The sequence below is a fragment of the Streptomyces sp. NBC_01723 genome (genome assembly GCF_036246005.1).
In the GTDB taxonomy this organism is placed as follows: domain Bacteria; phylum Actinomycetota; class Actinomycetes; order Streptomycetales; family Streptomycetaceae; genus Streptomyces.
In genome coordinates this window covers 473,756-492,636 of the sequence record NZ_CP109171.1, presented here as the reverse complement: position 1 = coordinate 492,636, position 18,881 = coordinate 473,756, and the positions used below count along the sequence as shown (strand labels likewise).

The following is an 18,881-nucleotide window of genomic DNA, read 5'->3' as shown; positions in this document are numbered from 1 at the left end:
CCGGGTCCCGGCCGGCAGGGCAGAGCAGATGACTCTCCCCGGGCCGGACGTCGTGCAGCCGCATCCCGACGGTGGCGTCGGCGCCCCGGCCCGGGGCGCGTCGGAGGCAGCAGGCCCAATCGGTCATAGGGACGCAGTGCCTTCGGCGACAGCCGGGTCGCCCTCGCGAACGCCCCGAGGGTCAGCAGACCCATGCCCGTGCTCCCCGTACCGGGCCCGCCGCCCGGCTCCACCGATGCGTGGCCTCCCCCGAGGTGAAGGTCAACTGCCGCCGCCACCTCGATGGTCACGGATGTCGGCTGCCCGCGGCAACGGAATGCGGCGTACACGGATCTTCGTGATCTACACCCGGGGGAGAGGGGAACGGGGGAGCACTACACCCCTCGCAGTACGCCGGTCCAGCCCCAGGGTCGGATCAATTCGGAAAATCCCCGGGCGAGCATGGATGAGTACCCCGGTCAGCGCCTCGGCCTTCCCCCCATGTGCCGGGTCTTCGTCCTGCTCGTAACCCGACGGATTGGTCTCAGGTGGCTACGTTTCTCTATCGACTCGGCCGAAGGGCGTTCCGGCGCCGCGGCCTCGTCGCCCTCCTGTGGGTGGCCATACTCGTGGGCGCCGGTGTCGCGGCGTCCACCGCGCCCGCCCCGCCCGAAGACTCCTTCTCCATGCCCGGCACCGAGTCGCAGAAGGCGTTCGACCTGCTCGACGAGCAGTTCCCGGCCGCCAGTGCCGAGGGCGCCACCGCGCGGGTCGTGATCCGCGCCCCCGACGGCGAGAAGATATCCGGCCCGGCCGGCAAGGCCCAGGTCGAGGAACTGGTCACCGCTCTCGGGGACGGCCCGCAGGTCGCCTCGGTCGACGACCCGTTCAAGGCGAACGCCGTCAGCGAGGACGGCACCACGGCGTACGCCTCCGTGACCTACAAGGTCAACGCCATGGAACTGACCGACGAGGCCCGGGACGCGCTCACCAACGCCACCGACGACGCGCGCGAGGGCGGGTTCACCGTCGAGACCGGCGGCGACGCGGTCATGGCCGAGCAGGAGATGGGCGGCACCGCCGAACTGATCGGCATCGGCGTCGCCGCGATCGTGCTCCTGCTGACCTTCGGCTCACTGGTCGCGGCCGGCATGCCGCTGCTCTCGGCGATCATCGGGGTCGGGATCGGCATCTCCGCGATCGGGGCGCTCGGCAGCACGCTGGAGCTGTCCGCCACCACCTCCACCCTGGCCATGATGATCGGCCTCGCGGTCGCCATCGACTACGCCCTGTTCATCGTCTCCCGCTACCGCGCGGAGATCGCCGAGGGCCGCACCCCCGAGGACGCCGCGGGACGCGCCGTCGGCACCGCGGGTTCCGCCGTGGTCTTCGCCGGACTCACCGTCGTCGTGGCCCTGGCCGGCCTCGCGATCGTCAACATCCCGATCCTCACCAAGATGGGCCTGGCCGCCGCCGGCACCGTCGGCATCGCCGTACTGATCGCGCTCACCCTCACCCCGGCGCTGCTCGGCTTCGCCGGCCGCAAGGCGCTCAGCCGCAAGGACCGCAAGGCGGCCGCCACGGAGCGGACCGTCCCCGCCAAGCCCAAGCTCGGCACCCGCTGGGCCCGGTTCGTCCTGCGGCGTCCGGTGACCGTGCTGCTGACCGCGGTCCTCGGCCTCGGCGTGATCGCCGTGCCGGCCGCCGGCATGGAGCTGGGCCTGCCCGACGAGGGCAGCTCGGCACCGGACACCACGCAGCGCAAGGCCTACGACATGCTGTCCGACTCCTTCGGCGCCGGGTTCAACGGCCCGTTGATGGTGACCTACGACGGCAGGGAAGCTGACGACCCGCAGGCCGCCGTCGACAGCGTCCGCGAACGGATCACCGGCCTCGGCGAGGCAGCTGCCGTCACTCCGGCCAGGTTCAACGAACAGGGCGACACCGCCGTCCTCACCGTGGTGCCCAAGACCGGTCCGAGCGACGCCGCCACCGAATCGCTGGTCCGTGACATCCGCTCACTGTCCGGCGACATCGAGGCCGACACTGGCGGCACCATGCTCGTCACCGGAGCGACCGCGATGACGATCGACTTCTCGCAGACCCTGGACGACGCGCTCATCCCGTACCTGGCACTGGTCGTCGGACTCGCCTTCCTGCTGCTCATGCTGGTGTTCCGCTCGATCCTCGTCCCGCTCAAGGCCGCCCTGGGCTTCCTGCTGTCGGTCGCCGCGGCGCTCGGCGCGGTGGTCGCGGTCTTCCAGTGGGGCTGGCTCGCGGACGTCTTCGGGGTGGACCAGCCGGGCCCGATCATGTCGATGATGCCCATCTTCATGATCGGCGTGGTCTTCGGCCTCGCGATGGACTACGAGGTCTTCCTCGTGACCCGCATGCGGGAGGCGTACGTCCACGGATCGTCCGCCGCCGACTCCGTCACCACCGGCTTCACCCACGGCGGCCGGGTGGTCGCGGCGGCCGCGATCATCATGATCAGCGTCTTCTCCGGCTTCATCATGGAGAACGACGACATGATCAAGATGATGGGCTTCGGCCTCGCCATCGCCGTGCTCTTCGACGCCTTCGTGGTCCGCATGGCCATCGTGCCCGCGGTGCTCGCCCTGCTCGGCACCAAGGCGTGGTGGCTGCCCAAGTGGCTGGACCGCCTCCTGCCGAACGTCGACGTGGAGGGCGAGAAGCTGCACAAGGAGCTGGGCGACACACCGCCGCCCGCGGAGCCCGCGCGCGAGCCGGAGACGGCCGGGGTCTGACCCCGCGCGTCCCGCGCGTCACGCGTGCGGCCCCGGTGCCCGGACGTCCGGGCACCGGGGCCGCACGCGTCGCCTCAGAGGTCCCGGGCGGCGTCGGTGAGCGCCTCGTCGAGGACGGCCACGCCGCGGGCGATCTCCTCGTCGCTCGCCGTCAGCGGCGGCGCGATACGGAAGATGCCGCCCATTCCCGGGAGCTGGACGATGTTCATGTGCAGCCCCAGCTCGTAGCAGCGCCGGGTGACGGCGGCGCCCAGCCGGTCGGCTCCGCCGTCACCGAGCACGTCGTCCCCGACCAGTTCCATGCCGAGCAGCAGCCCCCGGCCGCGGACGTCGCCGACCACCTCGTGCCGCTCGGCGAGCCGGTCGAGGCCGTCCCGCAGCATGCCGCCGAGCCGCCGCGCACGCTCGTCGAGCCGGTCGCGCACCAGGATGTCGAGGACGGTGTTGCCGACGGCGGCCGGCAGCGGGTCGTTGACGTGGGTGGTGAAGAACAGGAATCCGCGTTCGTGCGCCCGCCGCTCGATCTCCGCGCCGGTCAGCACGGCGGCCAGCGGCAGCCCCGCGCCGAGCGTCTTGGACAGCGTCAGGATGTCCGGCACCACGCCGTCGTGCTGGAAGGCATACCAGTCGCCGGTGCGGCACAGCCCGGTCTGTGCCTCGTCCAGGATCAGCAGCATGCCCCGCTCCCGGCACTTGTCCGCCAGCGCGGCGAGATAGCCCGGCGGGAGTTCGACGACGCCGCCCGAGGAGAGGATCGGCTCGACCAGGCACGCCGCGAGACTGCCCACCGACTGGGCGTCGATCATCTCGAAGCCCAGGTCGAGCTGGCGGCGCCAGTCCAGCTCGCCGTCCGCGCCGACTACGGAGGGGCGGTGGCGGTCCGGCACCGGCAGCGCGAAGTTGCCGGGTGCCGCCGGGCCGTAGCCCTTGCGGCCGGCGCTGTAGGTGGCGTTCGCGGCGGCCTGGGTCATGCCGTGCCAGGACCGGGCGAAGGAGACGATCTCGTGCCGCCCGGTGACGAGCTTCGCCATCCGCACGGCGGCCTCGTTCGCCTCCGCCCCGGTGGTCAGGAGCAGCGCCTTGTCCAACGGCTCGGGCAGCGTCCCCGCCAGCCGCCGGGCCAGCTCGACGACCGGCCGGCTGAGCATGCCGCTGTGCAGGTGGTCGAGGTGGGCGACCTGCTCGCGCACGGTCGAGACGATCGCCGGGTGGGAGTGGCCGAGGATGGCACTCATCTGACCCGAGGTGAAGTCCAGCAGTTCACGACCGCTCTCGGTGAAGACGGAGGTGCCCGCGGCCCGGACGACGACCTCCGGCGAGAACGGTGCGTGGCCGGAGTAGCGGATGAGGTGGCGCCCCGGATCGGTGCCGGGAGTCTCGGAAGGCATGCGACCGACGGTAGGGACGCACCGCTGCGCGTGTCCATCGCACAGTTTCGACGCTGCTGTACGTCATCACCATACAATCGCGGCGTGCTCAACTCGGGACGGCTGCACCTCCTCGGCCTGCTGGACACGCTCGGTACCGTCCGCGCGGTCGCCGACACACTGCATCTGAGCGCGTCGACGGTCTCCCAGCAGCTGGCGGTGCTGGAGACGGAGACCCGGTGCCGGCTGATCGAGCGGACCGGTCGGCGGGTGCGGCTCACACCGGCCGGGCTCCTGCTGGCCCGACGGGGCCGGGAGATCCTCGACCGGATGGCCGAGGCCGAGGCGGAACTGCGGGCCCTGAACGACGAGCCGATCGGCACCGTCCGGCTCGGCGTGTTCCAGAGCGCGATCTACAGCCTCGCGGTCCCGGCGGCGACCCGCCTGGCCACCACCCACCCGCACCTGCACGTCGAACTCGTCGAGATGGAGCCGCACGAGAGCGGACCCGCCCTGCGCTCGGGCGAGGCCGACGTCATCGTCACGACCACCGACTACACCGGCCTCTCCTGGGGCGCGGACCTCGACATCGTCTCGCTGGGCAGCGACTCGGTCGTGCTGGTCCTGCCCGTGGGCCACCCGCTGGCCTCCCGCGCGGCGGTGAACCTCGCGGCCTGTGAGGAGGAGACCTGGGCGTGCGACCGGCCCCAGTCGTACATGGCGGACCTGACCCTGCGGCTGTGCCGCGAGGCGGGGTTCGAACCCCGGGTGGCCTGCCGCTTCAGCAACTACCTGATGCTGCTGCGGCACGTCGAGACGACGGGATCGATCGCCCTGCTGCCCGCCCTGGCCGTCACACCGGAACACGCCGTCCTCACCCGGCGGCTCAGCCCGGCGGTGCACCGCAACGTCGTCGTCGTGGTACGCCGGGGCACCCCCCGGCGCGCAGCGGTCGGCGCGGTCATCGCCGCGCTCCGCGACCACCCCGAGATTCCGGCCCTCGCCGCCCCGCGACCCGTCCCCGAGCGACGCGGCGACCGCCCGTGAAGGCCGCGAGCCCGCGTGGTCACGCGGCGGGTATCCGCCGGTGGATGTCCTCGATCATCATCCGCACCGAGGATTCGAAGACCTCGGCCTGATGCTCGCCGAGGAAGCCGGTGTGCCCGAACACCTCCAGGACGACCAGGCCGTGCAGGTGGCCCCACGCGCTCAGGAAGAGCGACGTCGCGGCGGGCGGCAGGCTCCCCTGGGCGTTCGCGGGGAGGAGGGCCAGCCGCTCCTGGAACGGGGACGAGAGGGGCGGGACCTCGGCCGCGGCCAGCTGCGCCGTGGTGAAGCCGTCGAACAGCTCGCGCTGGAAGATCGCGCCCATGCGGCGGACGGCCTGGGTGGTCGGTCCTTCGGCCGGTGCTGCGTAGTACCTGAGCGGCGTCCCGTAGAGGAGCTGGAATCGCTCGGGATGGGCGACGCCCCAGTCGCGGTACGTCCGCGTCACCAGCAGCAGGCGCGGGGTGGACGCGTCCTCGGCCTCGCTGCCGGCGGCTGTCTGCAACGCGTCGGCCAGATCGTCGTAGGCCTTGGCGACGAGGGCCGTCACGAGGGCGTCCCGGTTCGGGAAGTAGTGGTAGAGCGCCTGCACCGTCATCCCGAGGCTGCGGGCGACCGCCCGCAGGGACAGGGCCGCGGGTCCGTGCAGGCCGATGTGTTCCTCGGCGGCGTCCAGGATCTCCCGGGCCGCCGCGGCCCGGCGCCGCTCGCGCAGTGAGGGGGAGGGCGGTGTGGGTCGCTCGGTGGGCATGGGGCGACCCTACGGCGCCGGTGCCTGATGGCACATCAAGAATCCGAACACTGTCAGGGAGATCTCAAGCTGCCAGGTCCCGGACGTCCGCTAGGAGCCCGCGGAGGCGGCCCCCTCGGCACCGGCCTCCCCGGCCGGCCGGAACTCCACGGCCACGACGCCGTCGACGCTCCTGCAGTGCTCCAACAGCGCCGGCGCGGACACATGGCCCGGCAGCCGCCCGCTGAGCACGACGTGCCCGTGGGCCACGTCCACCTGCACCGACGACGGGGCCAGTCCGAGCGCCTTGACCAGGGCCTCCTCGATGATCTCGGTGCGGATGGCCCGGTCCGCGCGCAGGAAGACCCGCAGCAGGTCACTCCTGCTGACCACTCCGATCAGCCGCCCGTCGGCGTCGACGACCAGCAGCCGCTTGATGCCGTGCCGCGCCATCAGCCGGGCGGCGTCGACGACGCTCCAGTCCTCCTGCGCGCACAGCGGGGGAGAGGTCATCAGCCCTGCCGCGTCGGTGGCGGACGCCTTGCGCCCCGCCGACCGGGACCACTCCTCGTACCCGGCGGAACCGTCGGGTTCCGCGCCCCACATCTTCTGGAGGAGGTCCGCCTCCGACACCACCCCCACGGGGCGGTTCTCCTCGTCGACCACCGGGACGGCCGTGATGTCGTACTCCAGCAGCAGGTGGGCGATCTCCTTGAACGGTGTGCCGTGCTGGACGCGGATCACGGCGTCGCTCATCAGGTCGCGCACCTTCTGGTGTTTCATGAAGGGTCTTCTCCTCCGCTGCCGGCCCGAGTCGGCCGGCGTCCGTCCTTCTTACCTGTGCGAACGTGCCGCCCGCCCCCCGAGTGCCCTCCTCTCAGGCACGGGGACTGATCAGGAGCAGCGCGATGTCGTCTTCGGGGGCCGGCGCGTGCCGTATGAGGGTGTCGGCCATCTCGTCGAGGTCGGCCGGATCACCGGCCTCGAGGAGCCCGGCGAGGGCTGCTATCGCGTCGTCGAGGTCGACCCCGGGAGCCTCGACGAGCCCGTCCGTGTAGAGCGCGAGCACGCTGCCCGGCGGGAGCGGGAACTCCAGCGGCGAGTAGAGGGTGTCCGGCTCGATGCCGAGCAGCAGGCCGGGAGGCGCCCGCAGGGGTTCCATGCGCCCGTCGGCGTGGCGTATCAGGGGCGGCGGATGACCGGCCAGGGCCACGCAGGCGCGGTGCGTGGCGAGGTCGAGGTGGACGTAGGCGCAGCTGGTGAACAGGCCGGGGTCCAGGTCGGTGAGCAGCCGGTTGGTGCGGGCCAGTACGTCGTCGGGGGGCGCCCCGGCGGTGGCGTGGGCGTGCACGGCCGTGCGGACCTGGCCCATGAGCGCGGCGGCGTCCACGTTGTGGCCCTGCACGTCGCCGATGGTGGCGCCCGCCGTGTGCTCGTCGAGGCGGATGAGGTCGTAGAAGTCGCCGCCGACACCCAGGCCACTGGCGGCCGGAAGGTAGCGGGCGGCGACGTTCAGCCGGGGCACGCGGGGCAGGGTGTGCGGCAGCAGGGCGGACTGGAGGCGGTGGGCGAGGTGGTGCTTGGCGTCGTAGAGACGGGCGCGCTCCAGGGCCTGTCCGACCAGCCCCGCGAGTGAGGTGAGCGCGGCCCGCTCACCGGGCGGGAAGACGTGCGGCCGCGCGTAGGCGAGGAGCAGGGACCCGATGGGGCGGCCGGACGCGATCAGCGGGAGTACCGCCCACGCGGCCATGCCGTCCGCGTGCACGGTGGCCGGGTAGGCCTCGCGGAGTTCGTCGAAGGTCGTCCAGAACCCCGGGACACCGGTGGCCATGACGTCCACGCCGGGAATGGCCGAGTCGAGAGGGAGGGCGTCGTACTTCTCCAGGAGTTCGGCGCGGAATCCGCGCTGGCCGACGATCTTCAGCCGGCCGTCCTCCGGGGTCATCACCACCATGGCCTGGGCGCCGAGCGCCGGAAGCAACTGGTCCGCGGTCTGCTCGACCACGTCCTGCACGGCCACGGCCTCGGTCAGGGTGGAGGCCAGGTGCATCAGGTGGTAGAGCACGGTGGCGCGGCTGGGGCCCGCGGTCGGCACCGACCGGGCCTCGGGGCCCTCCTCACCCGAGCCGCCGCGGGCGACGCGGACGCTGAGGCCGGTGGCGTCCGGGTACAGCTCGAAGGCCAGCCAGGTGTCCGGCGGCCGCAGCACGGTGAAGGCCTGCGGAAGGCGGCTGACCAGCGCGGCCCGGTAGCGGTCCTCGACGTGCGGGACGTCCATCCAGGGCAGCGCCTCCCACGGCAGGGCACCCACCAGGTCGGCCCGGTCGGCGCCGAGCAGCGCGGCCGCGCCCGGGGTGACGAAGGTGACGCGCCCCTCCAGGTCCAGCGCACAGGACCCGCCCGGCAGGCGGTCCACGAACGCGGACCGCGCCGCCGCCTCGAACGGGGCCGGGGTGCGGGGGGTGGGCGGCCGGAGCACCCGGGGCCGGTCCGCGATCACCAGCGGCCCCTCACGGTCCACCTCCTCCTGGACGATGCCGCCCAGACGGCGGCAGCCCTCCTCGATGACCTCGCGTTCGTCCGCGGTCAGCCGCGCCCCGTGGTCCCCGGACCACAGCAGCACCAGCCCGCCCCGGACGGCGGTGTCCGAGACGAGCGGGGCCGCCGCGAGCGCGAAGTCGTAGGGCAGCACGAGCGCGGCCCGTGGATACAGGCGGGCCATCTCCTCCCGGCCGCTGCCCCACACCAGTCGCCGCTCGCGTACGGCGTCCGCCACGGGCACGGGATCGGCCAGTCCGACCCGACGCCACGGAGCGGCCACCTCCTGGGGGACCCCCGCGACCAGAACCTGCCACAGGGCGTCGTCGCCCGGCGGCAGTACGTACAGCAGTCCCCCATAGGCGCCGCTGTCCCGCACCACGGCGGCCATCGCGGAATCCATCAGCCGACCGCCCGGCCCCACCACCGCGGGACCGCCCGACGCCGGCCGGACCGCACATCACGCATATGAGGACACTACGCCCGTACCGCCGCGACGGCATGCGAGAGGTTCAGTGGCCGTGCCCGTGCCCCCGGGACCGGCGCTTCACGTACAGGCGGCCGTCCCTCGGCCCGGTCCACTCCAGGCGCACCACCCCGGGCACGGCGGCGTCGTCGACGCGCGACGGGTCGGCCCAGTACCCGAAGTTGGGGTTGCGGAAGAACGTCGCCCACAGGTCTCCGCGGCGGTCGGTGAAGAAGTTGTTGTGCCCCGCGCCCACCCCCGCGGTCCACCGCTCGGAGTACGGCCCCTCGAAGCGGTCCGAGACGGCGACGACCGCGTCGTACTGGTACTGCGTGCGGCCCGTGCCGGGCGGGTCGTAGGCGTACCGCGTGCTGCCGTCGGCGTTGCGTGACGTACGGTCCCACGCGGCGTGGACCAGGTAGTACCTGCCCCTGTACTTGAACACGTACGCGCCCTCGAGGTACGGCTCGGGGGAGTAGGGCGTCTGCCGGAACCGCGGCAGGTCCGTGGCCGGGACGATGTCCTCCATGTCGTCCCGGAACCTGGCGTACAGGTCGTTGTGGAGGACGAGCCACGCGTCGTCGCCCTCGGAGTAGAGACTGCCGTCGATGTGGTGGTAGGCGCCGGGCTCGATGAACGAGGGGCCGCCGATGAACGAGTCGCCGAAGGGCTTCTCCCGATTGCCCTCGACCAGCCGGTACGGGCCCTCCACGCCGCCCTCGCTGACCAGCATGAACGAGCCGACCTTGCGGGAGTGGTCGCCCATGCAGGCGACGATGTACCAGGTGCCGCGGAAGTGGTGCAGCTCCGGGGCCCAGGCCTGGCCGCGCTTGCCGAACCGGTCGTCGTACCAGTACTCCTGCCACGGGGCCACGACGGTGCGCCCGGGCCGGTTCTCGCCGGCGAACTCGGGCGACCACACCTTGCCCTTCTCGGCGCCCGGCCGGATGCCGGTCGTGTCGGCGAGGCGCCACGGGCCCCTGAGGGACGGCGCCAGCCACACGAAGATCCCGTCGTTCCACGGGGCGGCGGCCTCCAGCCAGGGCACCCGGGTGGTGCCGGTGGCCACGTAGACCGTACGGCCGCCGACGTCGAAGCAGTTGACGTACGTGTCCCGCATCCAGACCGTGCCGCGCTCCTCGTCGCGGGGCCGCAGCTCCAGCGGGAGGACGAACGAGTTGTCCTCCCGCGGCCACAGGTCCTCCCTGGTGTCCGCGAGGCCGTACGGCGCGGGGTCGGGCCAGTTCGGCGGATATCTCCGCGCCGCGCCGTGCGCCGGGTCCGGGGCCGCCTGTGCGGCGCCGGCGGGGAGGGCGAACGCCGCCCCGAGACCGGCGGCGCCGGCCAGCAGGGAACGTCGGTTCGGGCCGTTCTCGGCAGGGGTCATCAGTGGCGCTCTCCTTCGTCGTGTCCGTCCGAGGGGTGCGGCACAGCATGCGAACGCCCGCACATTTACGTCAACAGGGCGGACGAATAAAGGAGAAACTGGAGCCCATTCAGGACTTGCCCCACCAGGCATTGTGAACGCTCCATTGCATCTTTCTGTCGGAGTGTTGACGGAATAATCGGGCCTCCCTACCTTGACCGGCATGCAGATGCCCAGCGGAGTGCACGCACTGGTCAGGCGGACCCACGAAGAGCGCGTGATGCGTGCGCTGCAGGAGAACGGCGCCATGAGCCGCGGCGAGATCGCCCGGGTCGTGGGCCTCTCCCGCACCACCCTGTCCGAGATCACCGGCCACCTCCTGCAACGGGGGGCGATCGTCGTCGTGGACACCGACGCCTCCCGGCGCGAGGGCAGCGGCCGGCCGGCCGAGCGTCTCGCCCTCGATCCGGCGTCGGCCCAGTTCATGGGGGTCGACTTCGGGCACCGGCGGGTGCACGTCGTCGTCGCCGACGCCTCGCACGAGATCATGGTCTCGGGCTCCGTCCGGTACGAGGACACCGCGGCCTGGCGGACCCGGACCGAGCTGGCCCTCGGGCTGGTCGACCGGCTGAGCAGCGAGGCCGGGGTGCACTACGGCGCGTTGCAGGGCATCGGCATCGGCGTGCCGGGCCCCTACCCGGCGCCCGACGGGGCCGCCTGGCCGCGCGCCACCGCCGGCACCACGGTGCTCCGGCCCGCCCCGGAGGGCGTCGACGTGGCCTTCGCCGAACGCTTCGACGCACCGGTGATCGTCGACAACAACACCCGGCTGGCCGCCCTCGCCGAGGCGATCAGTGGCGCCGACAGCGTCGCCGACCTGGTGTACGTCCGTCTGTCGGACGGCGTCGGCGGCGGACTGGTCGTCGGCGGCCAGCTGGTGACCGGCTCCTCGGGGCTGGCCGGCGAGCTGGGACACGTGACCGTGGAACCGGCCGGCCGGCCCTGCCGGTGCGGCAAGCGCGGCTGTCTGGAGACGGTGGCCTCGGTGCCCGGGATCCTCGCCGCCTGCTGGGAGTTCGGCCTGCGGCTGGAGGACCTCGACGATCTGGCGGCCGCCGTGAGCCGCGCCCACCCGGTCGTGGACCGGGTGCTGCGGGAGGCCGCCGGCGCGCTGGGCCGGGTCGTCGGCGCGGCCACCATGATGCTCAACCCGGCGAAGGTCGTCATCGGCGGCGAGATCACCCGGCTGGCGCCCGTGATCGTCGAACAGGTCGCCGCCACCCTCGCCGCCGAGATCTTCCCGACCGCCTCGGCCGGTCCCGTCGTCGCCGCGGCGCGGCTGTCGGACGACGACGGCGCCCTGGGCGCGCTGGCGGCGGTCTTCCACAGCTCCCCCCTCCTGGCGAGGTATCCCGAAACCGCCGACGTGAAGGGCCGTGCCGATGCACCCGACTCCGCCACCGAAGGAGCCGCCCATGTCCGTCCTTGACAAGCGGGGCGCCGACCCGGGGCACCCCCTGCCCGGGCAGCGGCCCGGAGCCCCGCCCGGCGCCGGCGGGGAGGTCACCGGAGCCGCGCCCGGACGTGCGCGGACCGGCGGGCGCGGACAGACCCTCGTCCTGAACGCCGTGTCCGTCGCGGCCGGCATCGCCCTCTGGTGGGCCGCCGCGTCGGCCGGCTTCAAACTGCCCACGCCACCGGAGGTCGTCTCCCGGGCCGGAACGCTGATCGGCGACGGAACCCTGGCCGACGACGCCCTGGCCAGCCTCACCCGGGTCCTGACCGGTTTCGCCCTCGGCACGGCCGTGGCCGTCCCCGTGGGCTTCCTGATGGGCTGGTACGGGATCGTGCGGGGTCTGGTCGAACCCTGGATCCAGTTCTTCCGCACCATCCCGCCCCTGGCCATCATCCCGCTGGCCGTGGTCGCCATGGGCATCGACGAGACCCCGAAGATCTTCGTCATCTTCCTCGCCGCGTTCCTGGCCTGTGTGATCTCGACCTTCCAGGGCGTGGTGAACGTCGACCGCACGCTGATCGACGCCGCCCGGGTGCTGGGCGCCAAGGACGCCACGATCTTCGCCCGCGTCGTCGTGCCCGCCTCGACGCCCTTCATCCTCGTCGGCATGCGGGTCGGACTGGGCTCGGCCTGGGCCACCCTGGTCGCCGCGGAACTCATCGCCGCCCAGCAGGGCCTCGGCTACCGCATGCAGAACGCCCAGCTCTACTACGACCTGCCGACCATCTTCGTCGGACTCATCTCGATCGGGATCCTCGGTCTCCTCATGGACCGCGTCCTCCTCCTCGCCGAACGCAGGCTCACCCGATGGCAGGAACGCCGATGACCAGCAAACCGGCCAAGATATCCGTCCAGGGCGTCACCAAGACCTTCGCGCTGGGCCGGGAGACCTTCACCGCCCTCGACGACGTCTCGATCGACATCGCCGACCACGAGTTCGTCACCGTCGTCGGCCCCTCGGGCTGCGGCAAGAGCACCCTGATGAACATCCTCGCCGGTCTGGAGACCCCCACGGCGGGCCGCGCGCTGGTCGACGGGGTGCCCGTCTCCGGGCCCGGCCCCGAACGCGGGGTCATCTTCCAGCAGTACGCCCTCTTCCCCTGGCTGACCGTGCGGCAGAACGTCGAGTTCGGCCTCCGGACCACCGGCGTCCCCAAACGCGAACGGCGCGCCCGTGCCGAGCACTTCATCGAACTGGTCGGCCTGGAACGCTTCGCCGACGCCCTGCCCAAGACGCTGTCCGGCGGCATGCGCCAGCGCTGCGCCATCGCCCGCGCCTACGCCGTCGACCCCTCGATCCTGCTGATGGACGAACCCTTCGGCGCCCTCGACGCGCTCACCCGGGTCACCCTCCAGGAGCAGCTGCTGCGGACCTGGAGCCAGGACAGGCGCACGGTGCTGTTCATCACCCACGACGTCGACGAGGCCGTGTTCCTGGCCAACCGCGTGATCGTCATGGCGGCCCGTCCCGGGCGGGTCTACGACGTCATCGAGGTCGACCCCGCCCTCGTGCGCGACGAGGCGTTCCGGCTCAGCCCCGAGTTCGCCGCACTGCGCAACCGGGTGTGGCACTCCGTCTACCACCAGGAAGGCCGCACCGCCGCCCTTCCCGGTGCCCACTCCCCGACGTCATGACCCGGAAGGGACGCACCTCCATGCCCACCACGCCCACCCGCAGGCGCCTCACCGCCGCCCTGGCCGGCGCGGCAGCGCTGGCGCTGCTCGCCGCGTGCGGCGACGGATCGTCCTCCGGCGCCTCCGGCGACAAGGTCCGCTTCGGCTACATCAACGACTTCAACGGCGCCAGTCTGATCGCCATCGCCGAGGCCAAGGGCCTGTGGAAGAAGCACGGCCTCTCCGCGGAGAGCAAGGTCTTCACCAACGGGCCCCTCCAGATCCAGGCCCTCGGCACGAACAACCTCGACTTCGGCTACATAGGCCCCGGCGCCATGTGGCTGCCCGCCTCCGGCCAGGCCAAGGTCGTCGCCATCAACACGCTCGGCAACTCCGACCGGGTCCTCGCCCAGCCGGGCATCACCTCGATGCGACAGCTCGAGGGCAAGACCGTCGCCGTGCCCGAGGGCACCTCCGGCGACATGATCCTCTCCCTCGCCCTGGAGAAGGCCGGGATGACCAAGAAGGACCTGAAGGTCGTCCCGATGGACCCGTCCACCATCGTCTCCGCCTTCTCCTCCAAGCAGGTCGACGCGGCGGGCTTCTGGTACCCCGCCGCGGCGACCATCAAGAAGCAGGTGCCCGACCTGGTCGAACTCGCCAAGAACGCCGACTTCGAGCAGGACATCTCCTTCCCCACCGCGTTCGTGGCGAACAACAAGCTGGTCGCAGAGGAGCCGGACAGGACCAAGAAGGTCCTCGCGGTGCTGCGCGAGGCCATGGCCTTCCGCGCCGACCACACCGACGAGGCGATCCGGCTCACCGCGGACAAACTGAAGATCCCCGCCGACCAGGTCGAGGCCGACGCCGCGAACAACAAGGTGCTCGGCGTCGCGGAACTCGACAGGCTGACCCGCGACGGCACCGTCGACACCTGGCTGGAGGGCATGAACGACTACTTCGTCGACACCGGCAAGCTGAAGAAGCCCGTCGACCCGAAGACCTACTACACCGGTGACCTCTTCACGGGAGCGGGCCAGTGACCCGGGCGGGCACGTCCCGGAAGAACATCCTCTTCCTCATGACCGACCAGCACCGGACGGACACGCTCGGCGCCTACGGCAACGCTCTGGCCCACACCCCGGTACTGGACGAACTGGCCGCCACGGGAACCCGGTTCGACCGCTGGTACACACCCACCGCGATCTGCACCCCGGCCCGGGCCAGTCTGCTGACCGGCCAGGCCCCCTTCCGCCACAAGCTCCTCGCCAACCACGAACGCAACGTCGGCTACCTGGAGGACCTGGCCGAGGAGCAGTTCACCTTCTCCGGGGCGCTGCGCGAGCGGGGCTACAACTGCGGCCTCATCGGCAAGTGGCACGCCGGCAGCCGGCGCACCGCCGCCGACTACGGCTTCGACGGTCCCGAACTCCCCGGCTGGCACAACCCCGTCGACCACCCCGACTACCTCGCGTACCTCGCCGAACGCGGACTGCCGCCGTACGAGATCGGCGACCGGATCCGCGGCACCCTGCCCAACGGCGGCCCCGGCAACCTGCTGGCGGCACGGCTCCACCAGCCGGTCGAGGCCACCTTCGAGCACTACCTGGCCACCCGGGCCATCGAGACGCTGGAACGGTACGCGGCGGACACCCGCGCACACGACCGGCCGTTCTTCCTCGCCCTGCACTTCTTCGGCCCCCACCTGCCGTACATCCTCCCGGACGAGTACTTCGACCTGGTCGACCCCGCCGACGTGGAGCTGCCGCGGTCCGTGGCCGAGACGTTCGAGGGCAAACCCCCGGTCCAGCGCAACTACAGCGCGCACTGGACCTTCGACACGATGCCGATCGAGACCACCCGCAAACTCATCGCGGTCTACTGGGGTTACGTGGCGCTCATCGACATGGAGATCGGCCGGGTCATGGCGGCCATGGAACGGCTCGGGCTGGTGGACGACACCGCGGTGTTCTTCACCTGCGACCACGGGGAATTCACCGGCGCCCACCGGCTGCACGACAAGGGCCCGGCGATGTACGAGGACATCTACCGCACGCCCGGCCTGGTCCGGGTGCCGGGCGCGCCCGGCGGCCAGGTCCGCGACGAGTTCGTCAGCCTCCTCGACTGCACCGCGACCATCCTCGAACTGGCGGGCGCCGACCCGAAACCCGCCGTCGACTCCCGCAGTCTGCTGCCCCTGGTACGGGGCGAGGCGGCGGACTGGGGCGAGGACATCGTCTGCGAGTTCCACGGCCACCACTTCCCGTATCCGCAGCGCATGCTGCGCGAGGACCGGTACAAGCTCGTCGTCAACCCCGACTCCGTCAACGAGCTGTACGACCTGCGCACCGACCCGGACGAACTCCAGAACGTCTACGCCCATCCCGAGCAGGCGGAGGTCCGCACCCGCATGATGCGCCGGCTGTACGGCGTCCTGCGCGAGCGCGGTGACAACTTCCACCACTGGATGACGTCGATGTACGACGTCGGCGAGGTCGCGTACGACCCCACCCTGAGCGGGCTCGACGAGTCCACCTACCGGTCGTAGCAGGCCCGCGACCCCTGGGAGGAACATGACCAGCGATCACCGCCCGTGCTGCGCCCCCGCCGCGGCACCCGCCGCCCCGGTCGCCCCGCCCCTGTCCGGGCCGGCCGGCCGGGCGCGCTCGACGCGGGGGCAGGTGCTGCTGCCGGGCGGTGTGTTCGCGATGGGGGACGCCTTCGGCGAGGGGTATCCGGCCGACGGCGAGACACCGGTGCACACGGTGCGTCTGCCGCCCTTCCGCATCGACGAGACCGCCGTCACCAACGCCCGCTTCGCCGCCTTCGTCAAGGCGACCGGGTATGTGACCGACGCGGAACACCACGGTTCCTCCGCGGTCTTCCACCTCGTGGTCGCCGCCGCGTCCGCTGACGTGCTCGGCAACGCCGTGGGAGCCCCCTGGTGGATCAACGTGCGGGGCGCGCACTGGCGCCGCCCCGAGGGTGCCCGCTCCGACATCACCACCCGGCGGAACCATCCCGTGGTCCACATCTCCTGGAACGACGCCACCGCCTACGCCCGGTGGGCCGGCAAGCGCCTGCCCACCGAGGCCGAGTGGGAGTACGCCGCGCGCGGCGGGCAGGCCGGCCGGCGCTATCCCTGGGGCGACGACCTGACCCCCGGCGGCCACTGGCGCTGCAACATCTGGCAGGGCCGGTTCCCGCACGTCAACACCGAGGAGGACGGCCACCTGACCACGGCCCCGGTCAGGTCCTACCGGGCCAACGGCTTCGGGCTGTGGAACACCGCGGGCAACGTGTGGGAGTGGTGCGCCGACTGGTTCTCGCCGACCTACTACTCCCGGTCGCCCGCGTCGGACCCGCACGGCCCGGAGACCGGGACCGCGCGGGTGCTGCGCGGCGGCTCCTACCTGTGCCACGACTCCTACTGCAACCGCTACCGGGTCGCCGCACGGTCCTCCAACACCCCCGAGTCCTCGTCCGGCAACCTCGGCTTCCGCTGCGCCAACGACGGTGCCCCGCCATCCTCCTAGGCGATGGCGGCCCGTGCCCCGGCGACGAGAGCCGCCAGCTCCTCGGTCTCGTCGGCGGTGAGCGGGGTCAGCGGCGGGCGGACCGGACCGGCCTTGAGCCCGGACAGCGTCACCCCGGCCTTCACCAGCGACACCGCGTACCCCGGAACACGCCGCCGCAGCCGTACCAGGGGATGGAAGAACGTCCGCTGCAGGGTGTCGACCGTCGCGGTGTCGCCCTCCTCGACCGCGCGGTGGAAGGCGAGGGAGAGGTCCGGCGCGAACGCGAACGCGGCCGACGAGTACAGCTCGACGCCCAGCGCGCGGTAGGCCAGTTGGCTGGCCTCGGCGGTGGGCATGCCGTTGAAGAACTGGAAGTCCTTGCCCGACCCGGCGAGCGCCGCGCGCACGGCGGGGACGACGCGCGCGACCAGGTCGAGGTCGCCCGTGCCGTCCTTGAGGCCCGTCACGGTCGGCAACTGCGCGACCTCGGCCGCCGAATGCTCGTCGAAGCGGGCGTTGGCCCGGCTGTAGACGATCAGCGGGAGGTCCGTCTCCCCGCCGACGGCACGGGTGTAGGCGACGAGTCCGGCGGCGGGCGACTCGACGAGGTAGGGGGGCATGAGCAGCAGTCCGTCCACGCCGGCCTCGGCCGCGTCGCGCGCGAACTGCCGGGCGAGACCCAGCGCGCCGCCCACACCGGCGTACACCGGGACGCGTCCCGCGGCCGCCTCGACGGCGGTACGGGTGACGGCCGCGTACTCCTCGCGGTCCAGCGCGTGGAACTCGCCGGTCCCGCACGCGACGAACACCCCGCCGGGCCCGGCGGCCACACCGGCGGCCACGTGCTGGTGCAGGACAGCGAGGTCGACCTCGCCGGTGGCGGTGAAGGGGGTGACGGGGAAGAAGAGAACGCCTTCGAGCACGAGTGGTTTCCTAACGGGTCGGAGAGTCGGTGGAGCGGTCTGCCGGGCGGCCGGGGACGAGGGCCGCGTCGGCACCCCGGTGCACGACGCCGGTGAGGGGTTCCCCGCGGCGAAGCCGGCCGATGTTGTCGGCGATCTCCGCCGCACGCGCGGCGAAGGTGTCGGCGGTGTGCCCCGAGTGGTGCGGGGTCATGAGCACGTTGGGCAGTTCGTGGAAGGGCAGCCGGCTCGGCGCCTCGGGCGGGCCGGACCACCACACGTCCAGCGCCGCGCCGCCGATGGTGCCGCCGCGCAGCGCCTCGTAGAGCGCCTCTTCCCGCGCGACGGGCCCTCGCGCCACGTTGACCAGCAGCGATCCGGGTCCCATGGCGGCCAGTTCGGCCGCGCCGATCAGACCGCGGGTGGCGGGGCCGAGCGGCACCGTGACCACCACGACGTCGGACTCGGCGAGCAGCTCGGGCAGCCGCTCGTTGCCGCCGACCCAGTCCGGCCGCAGGTCGTCGGGGAACGGGGCCGACGGATCGCGCCGCACGGCGCGCACGCGCAGGCCCACCGCCTGGCACAGCCGGGCGACCTCGGTGCCCGTCTCGCCGAACCCGACGATGCCGACCCGGCGGCCCCGCAGCGTGGTCCCGAACGGCAGCCCCGGGTCCACGGCCACGTTGCGCCACCGCCCGGCGCGCAGGGCGCGGTCGGCGCCGAGCACGTCGCGGGAGAGCATCAGGACGGACATCAGCACGTGCTCCGCGATGGAACGGCCGTGGTGGTGGGTGGTGGCGACGGTGACGCCGGGGCCCAGCGCGTCCAGCGCGATGCCGTCGTAGCCGGCGCCGACCACGTGGACCAGGCGCAGCCGGGCGGCCCGGCGGGCGTCCTCGGCCCGCAGCCCGGAGCCGACGAACACCTCCACCTCCGGCATGGCCCCGGAGACCCGCGCCGCGTCCCAGTCGCAGGCGTCGAGCCACTCGTGGCCGCCCTCGGTCCGGGCTTTGAGGGGTTCGTGGAAGCGGCTCAGGATGCGGTGGGCGAGCATGATGCGCACGAGGAGG

The 18,881-nt window shown here is 72.4% G+C and carries 15 protein-coding genes and 1 pseudogene; 8 read left to right on the top strand and 8 right to left on the bottom strand.

Going from position 1 to position 18,881, the window contains the following annotated elements; genetic code table 11:
• Positions 1–86: 86 nt before the first annotated feature.
• Positions 87–194: pseudogene (locus OIE75_RS02250) on the bottom strand (MerR family DNA-binding transcriptional regulator); the annotation flags it as partial.
• Positions 195–527: 333 nt separating this feature from the next.
• Here OIE75_RS02250 and OIE75_RS02245 point away from each other — a divergent pair.
• On the top strand, positions 528–2,747 hold the full coding sequence (locus OIE75_RS02245; protein WP_307009177.1) for an MMPL family transporter: 2,220 nt from the start codon (positions 528–530) through the stop codon (positions 2,745–2,747).
• Between the two features lie 74 nt (positions 2,748–2,821).
• Here the strand turns inward: OIE75_RS02245 and OIE75_RS02240 are convergent, their stop codons facing one another.
• Complete coding sequence (locus tag OIE75_RS02240; RefSeq protein WP_307009175.1) at positions 2,822–4,135, bottom strand: aspartate aminotransferase family protein; 1,314 nt, start codon at positions 4,133–4,135, stop codon at positions 2,822–2,824.
• A gap of 84 nt (positions 4,136–4,219) precedes the next feature.
• On the opposite strand from OIE75_RS02240, the gene OIE75_RS02235 reads away from it, so the two are divergent.
• Positions 4,220–5,161 (top strand): LysR substrate-binding domain-containing protein, encoded by a 942-nt coding sequence (locus OIE75_RS02235; RefSeq protein ID WP_329469260.1) that lies wholly within the window; start codon positions 4,220–4,222, stop codon positions 5,159–5,161.
• A 19-nt stretch (positions 5,162–5,180) separates the two neighbouring features.
• Here the strand turns inward: OIE75_RS02235 and OIE75_RS02230 are convergent, their stop codons facing one another.
• The 4 genes from OIE75_RS02230 to OIE75_RS02215 form a co-directional block, all read right to left on the bottom strand.
• Positions 5,181–5,912 carry a TetR/AcrR family transcriptional regulator gene (locus OIE75_RS02230; RefSeq protein ID WP_329469259.1) on the bottom strand — a complete coding sequence of 244 codons (732 nt, stop codon included), beginning with the start codon at positions 5,910–5,912 and terminating at the stop codon, positions 5,181–5,183.
• 90 nt (positions 5,913–6,002) lie between these two features.
• Positions 6,003–6,674 carry a CBS domain-containing protein gene (locus OIE75_RS02225; protein ID WP_329469256.1) on the bottom strand — a complete coding sequence of 224 codons (672 nt, stop codon included), beginning with the start codon at positions 6,672–6,674 and terminating at the stop codon, positions 6,003–6,005.
• 94 nt (positions 6,675–6,768) lie between these two features.
• Complete coding sequence (locus OIE75_RS02220; RefSeq protein WP_329469254.1) at positions 6,769–8,820, bottom strand: SpoIIE family protein phosphatase; 2,052 nt, start codon at positions 8,818–8,820, stop codon at positions 6,769–6,771.
• 121 nt (positions 8,821–8,941) lie between these two features.
• Positions 8,942–10,282, bottom strand: a complete 1,341-nt coding sequence (locus OIE75_RS02215) for a family 43 glycosylhydrolase (protein ID WP_329469252.1) — start codon at positions 10,280–10,282, stop codon at positions 8,942–8,944.
• A gap of 202 nt (positions 10,283–10,484) precedes the next feature.
• On the opposite strand from OIE75_RS02215, the gene OIE75_RS02210 reads away from it, so the two are divergent.
• From OIE75_RS02210 to OIE75_RS02185, 6 genes are read left to right on the top strand one after another with little or no spacing between them, the layout of a single operon-like run.
• Positions 10,485–11,750 (top strand): ROK family transcriptional regulator, encoded by a 1,266-nt coding sequence (locus OIE75_RS02210; protein WP_307009167.1) that lies wholly within the window; start codon positions 10,485–10,487, stop codon positions 11,748–11,750.
• Positions 11,737–12,603 carry an ABC transporter permease gene (locus OIE75_RS02205; RefSeq protein ID WP_307009164.1) on the top strand — a complete coding sequence of 289 codons (867 nt, stop codon included), beginning with the start codon at positions 11,737–11,739 and terminating at the stop codon, positions 12,601–12,603. Before OIE75_RS02210 ends, OIE75_RS02205 begins: the two co-directional genes overlap by 14 nt.
• Positions 12,600–13,412, top strand: coding sequence for an ABC transporter ATP-binding protein (locus tag OIE75_RS02200; RefSeq protein ID WP_307009163.1), 813 nt, complete (start codon positions 12,600–12,602; stop codon positions 13,410–13,412). The genes OIE75_RS02205 and OIE75_RS02200 overlap by 4 nt, the downstream gene beginning before the upstream one ends.
• A gap of 20 nt (positions 13,413–13,432) precedes the next feature.
• Complete coding sequence (locus OIE75_RS02195; protein ID WP_329469247.1) at positions 13,433–14,434, top strand: aliphatic sulfonate ABC transporter substrate-binding protein; 1,002 nt, start codon at positions 13,433–13,435, stop codon at positions 14,432–14,434.
• On the top strand, positions 14,431–15,939 hold the full coding sequence (locus tag OIE75_RS02190; protein WP_307009160.1) for a sulfatase-like hydrolase/transferase: 1,509 nt from the start codon (positions 14,431–14,433) through the stop codon (positions 15,937–15,939). The genes OIE75_RS02195 and OIE75_RS02190 overlap by 4 nt, the downstream gene beginning before the upstream one ends.
• Positions 15,940–15,964: 25 nt before the next feature.
• The gene (locus OIE75_RS02185; protein WP_329469244.1) at positions 15,965–16,927 is read left to right on the top strand and encodes a formylglycine-generating enzyme family protein; all 963 of its coding nucleotides are present in this window, start codon (positions 15,965–15,967) and stop codon (positions 16,925–16,927) included.
• Here OIE75_RS02185 and OIE75_RS02180 read toward each other — a convergent pair.
• Together OIE75_RS02180 and OIE75_RS02175 are read right to left on the bottom strand one after the other, a co-directional pair.
• Positions 16,924–17,832, bottom strand: coding sequence for a 5-dehydro-4-deoxyglucarate dehydratase (locus tag OIE75_RS02180; RefSeq protein WP_329469243.1), 909 nt, complete (start codon positions 17,830–17,832; stop codon positions 16,924–16,926). The two genes, OIE75_RS02185 and OIE75_RS02180, sit on opposite strands and share 4 nt — an antisense overlap.
• 10 nt (positions 17,833–17,842) lie before the next feature.
• Positions 17,843–18,865 (bottom strand): 2-hydroxyacid dehydrogenase, encoded by a 1,023-nt coding sequence (locus OIE75_RS02175; RefSeq protein ID WP_329473919.1) that lies wholly within the window; start codon positions 18,863–18,865, stop codon positions 17,843–17,845.
• Positions 18,866–18,881: the final 16 nt, after the last annotated feature.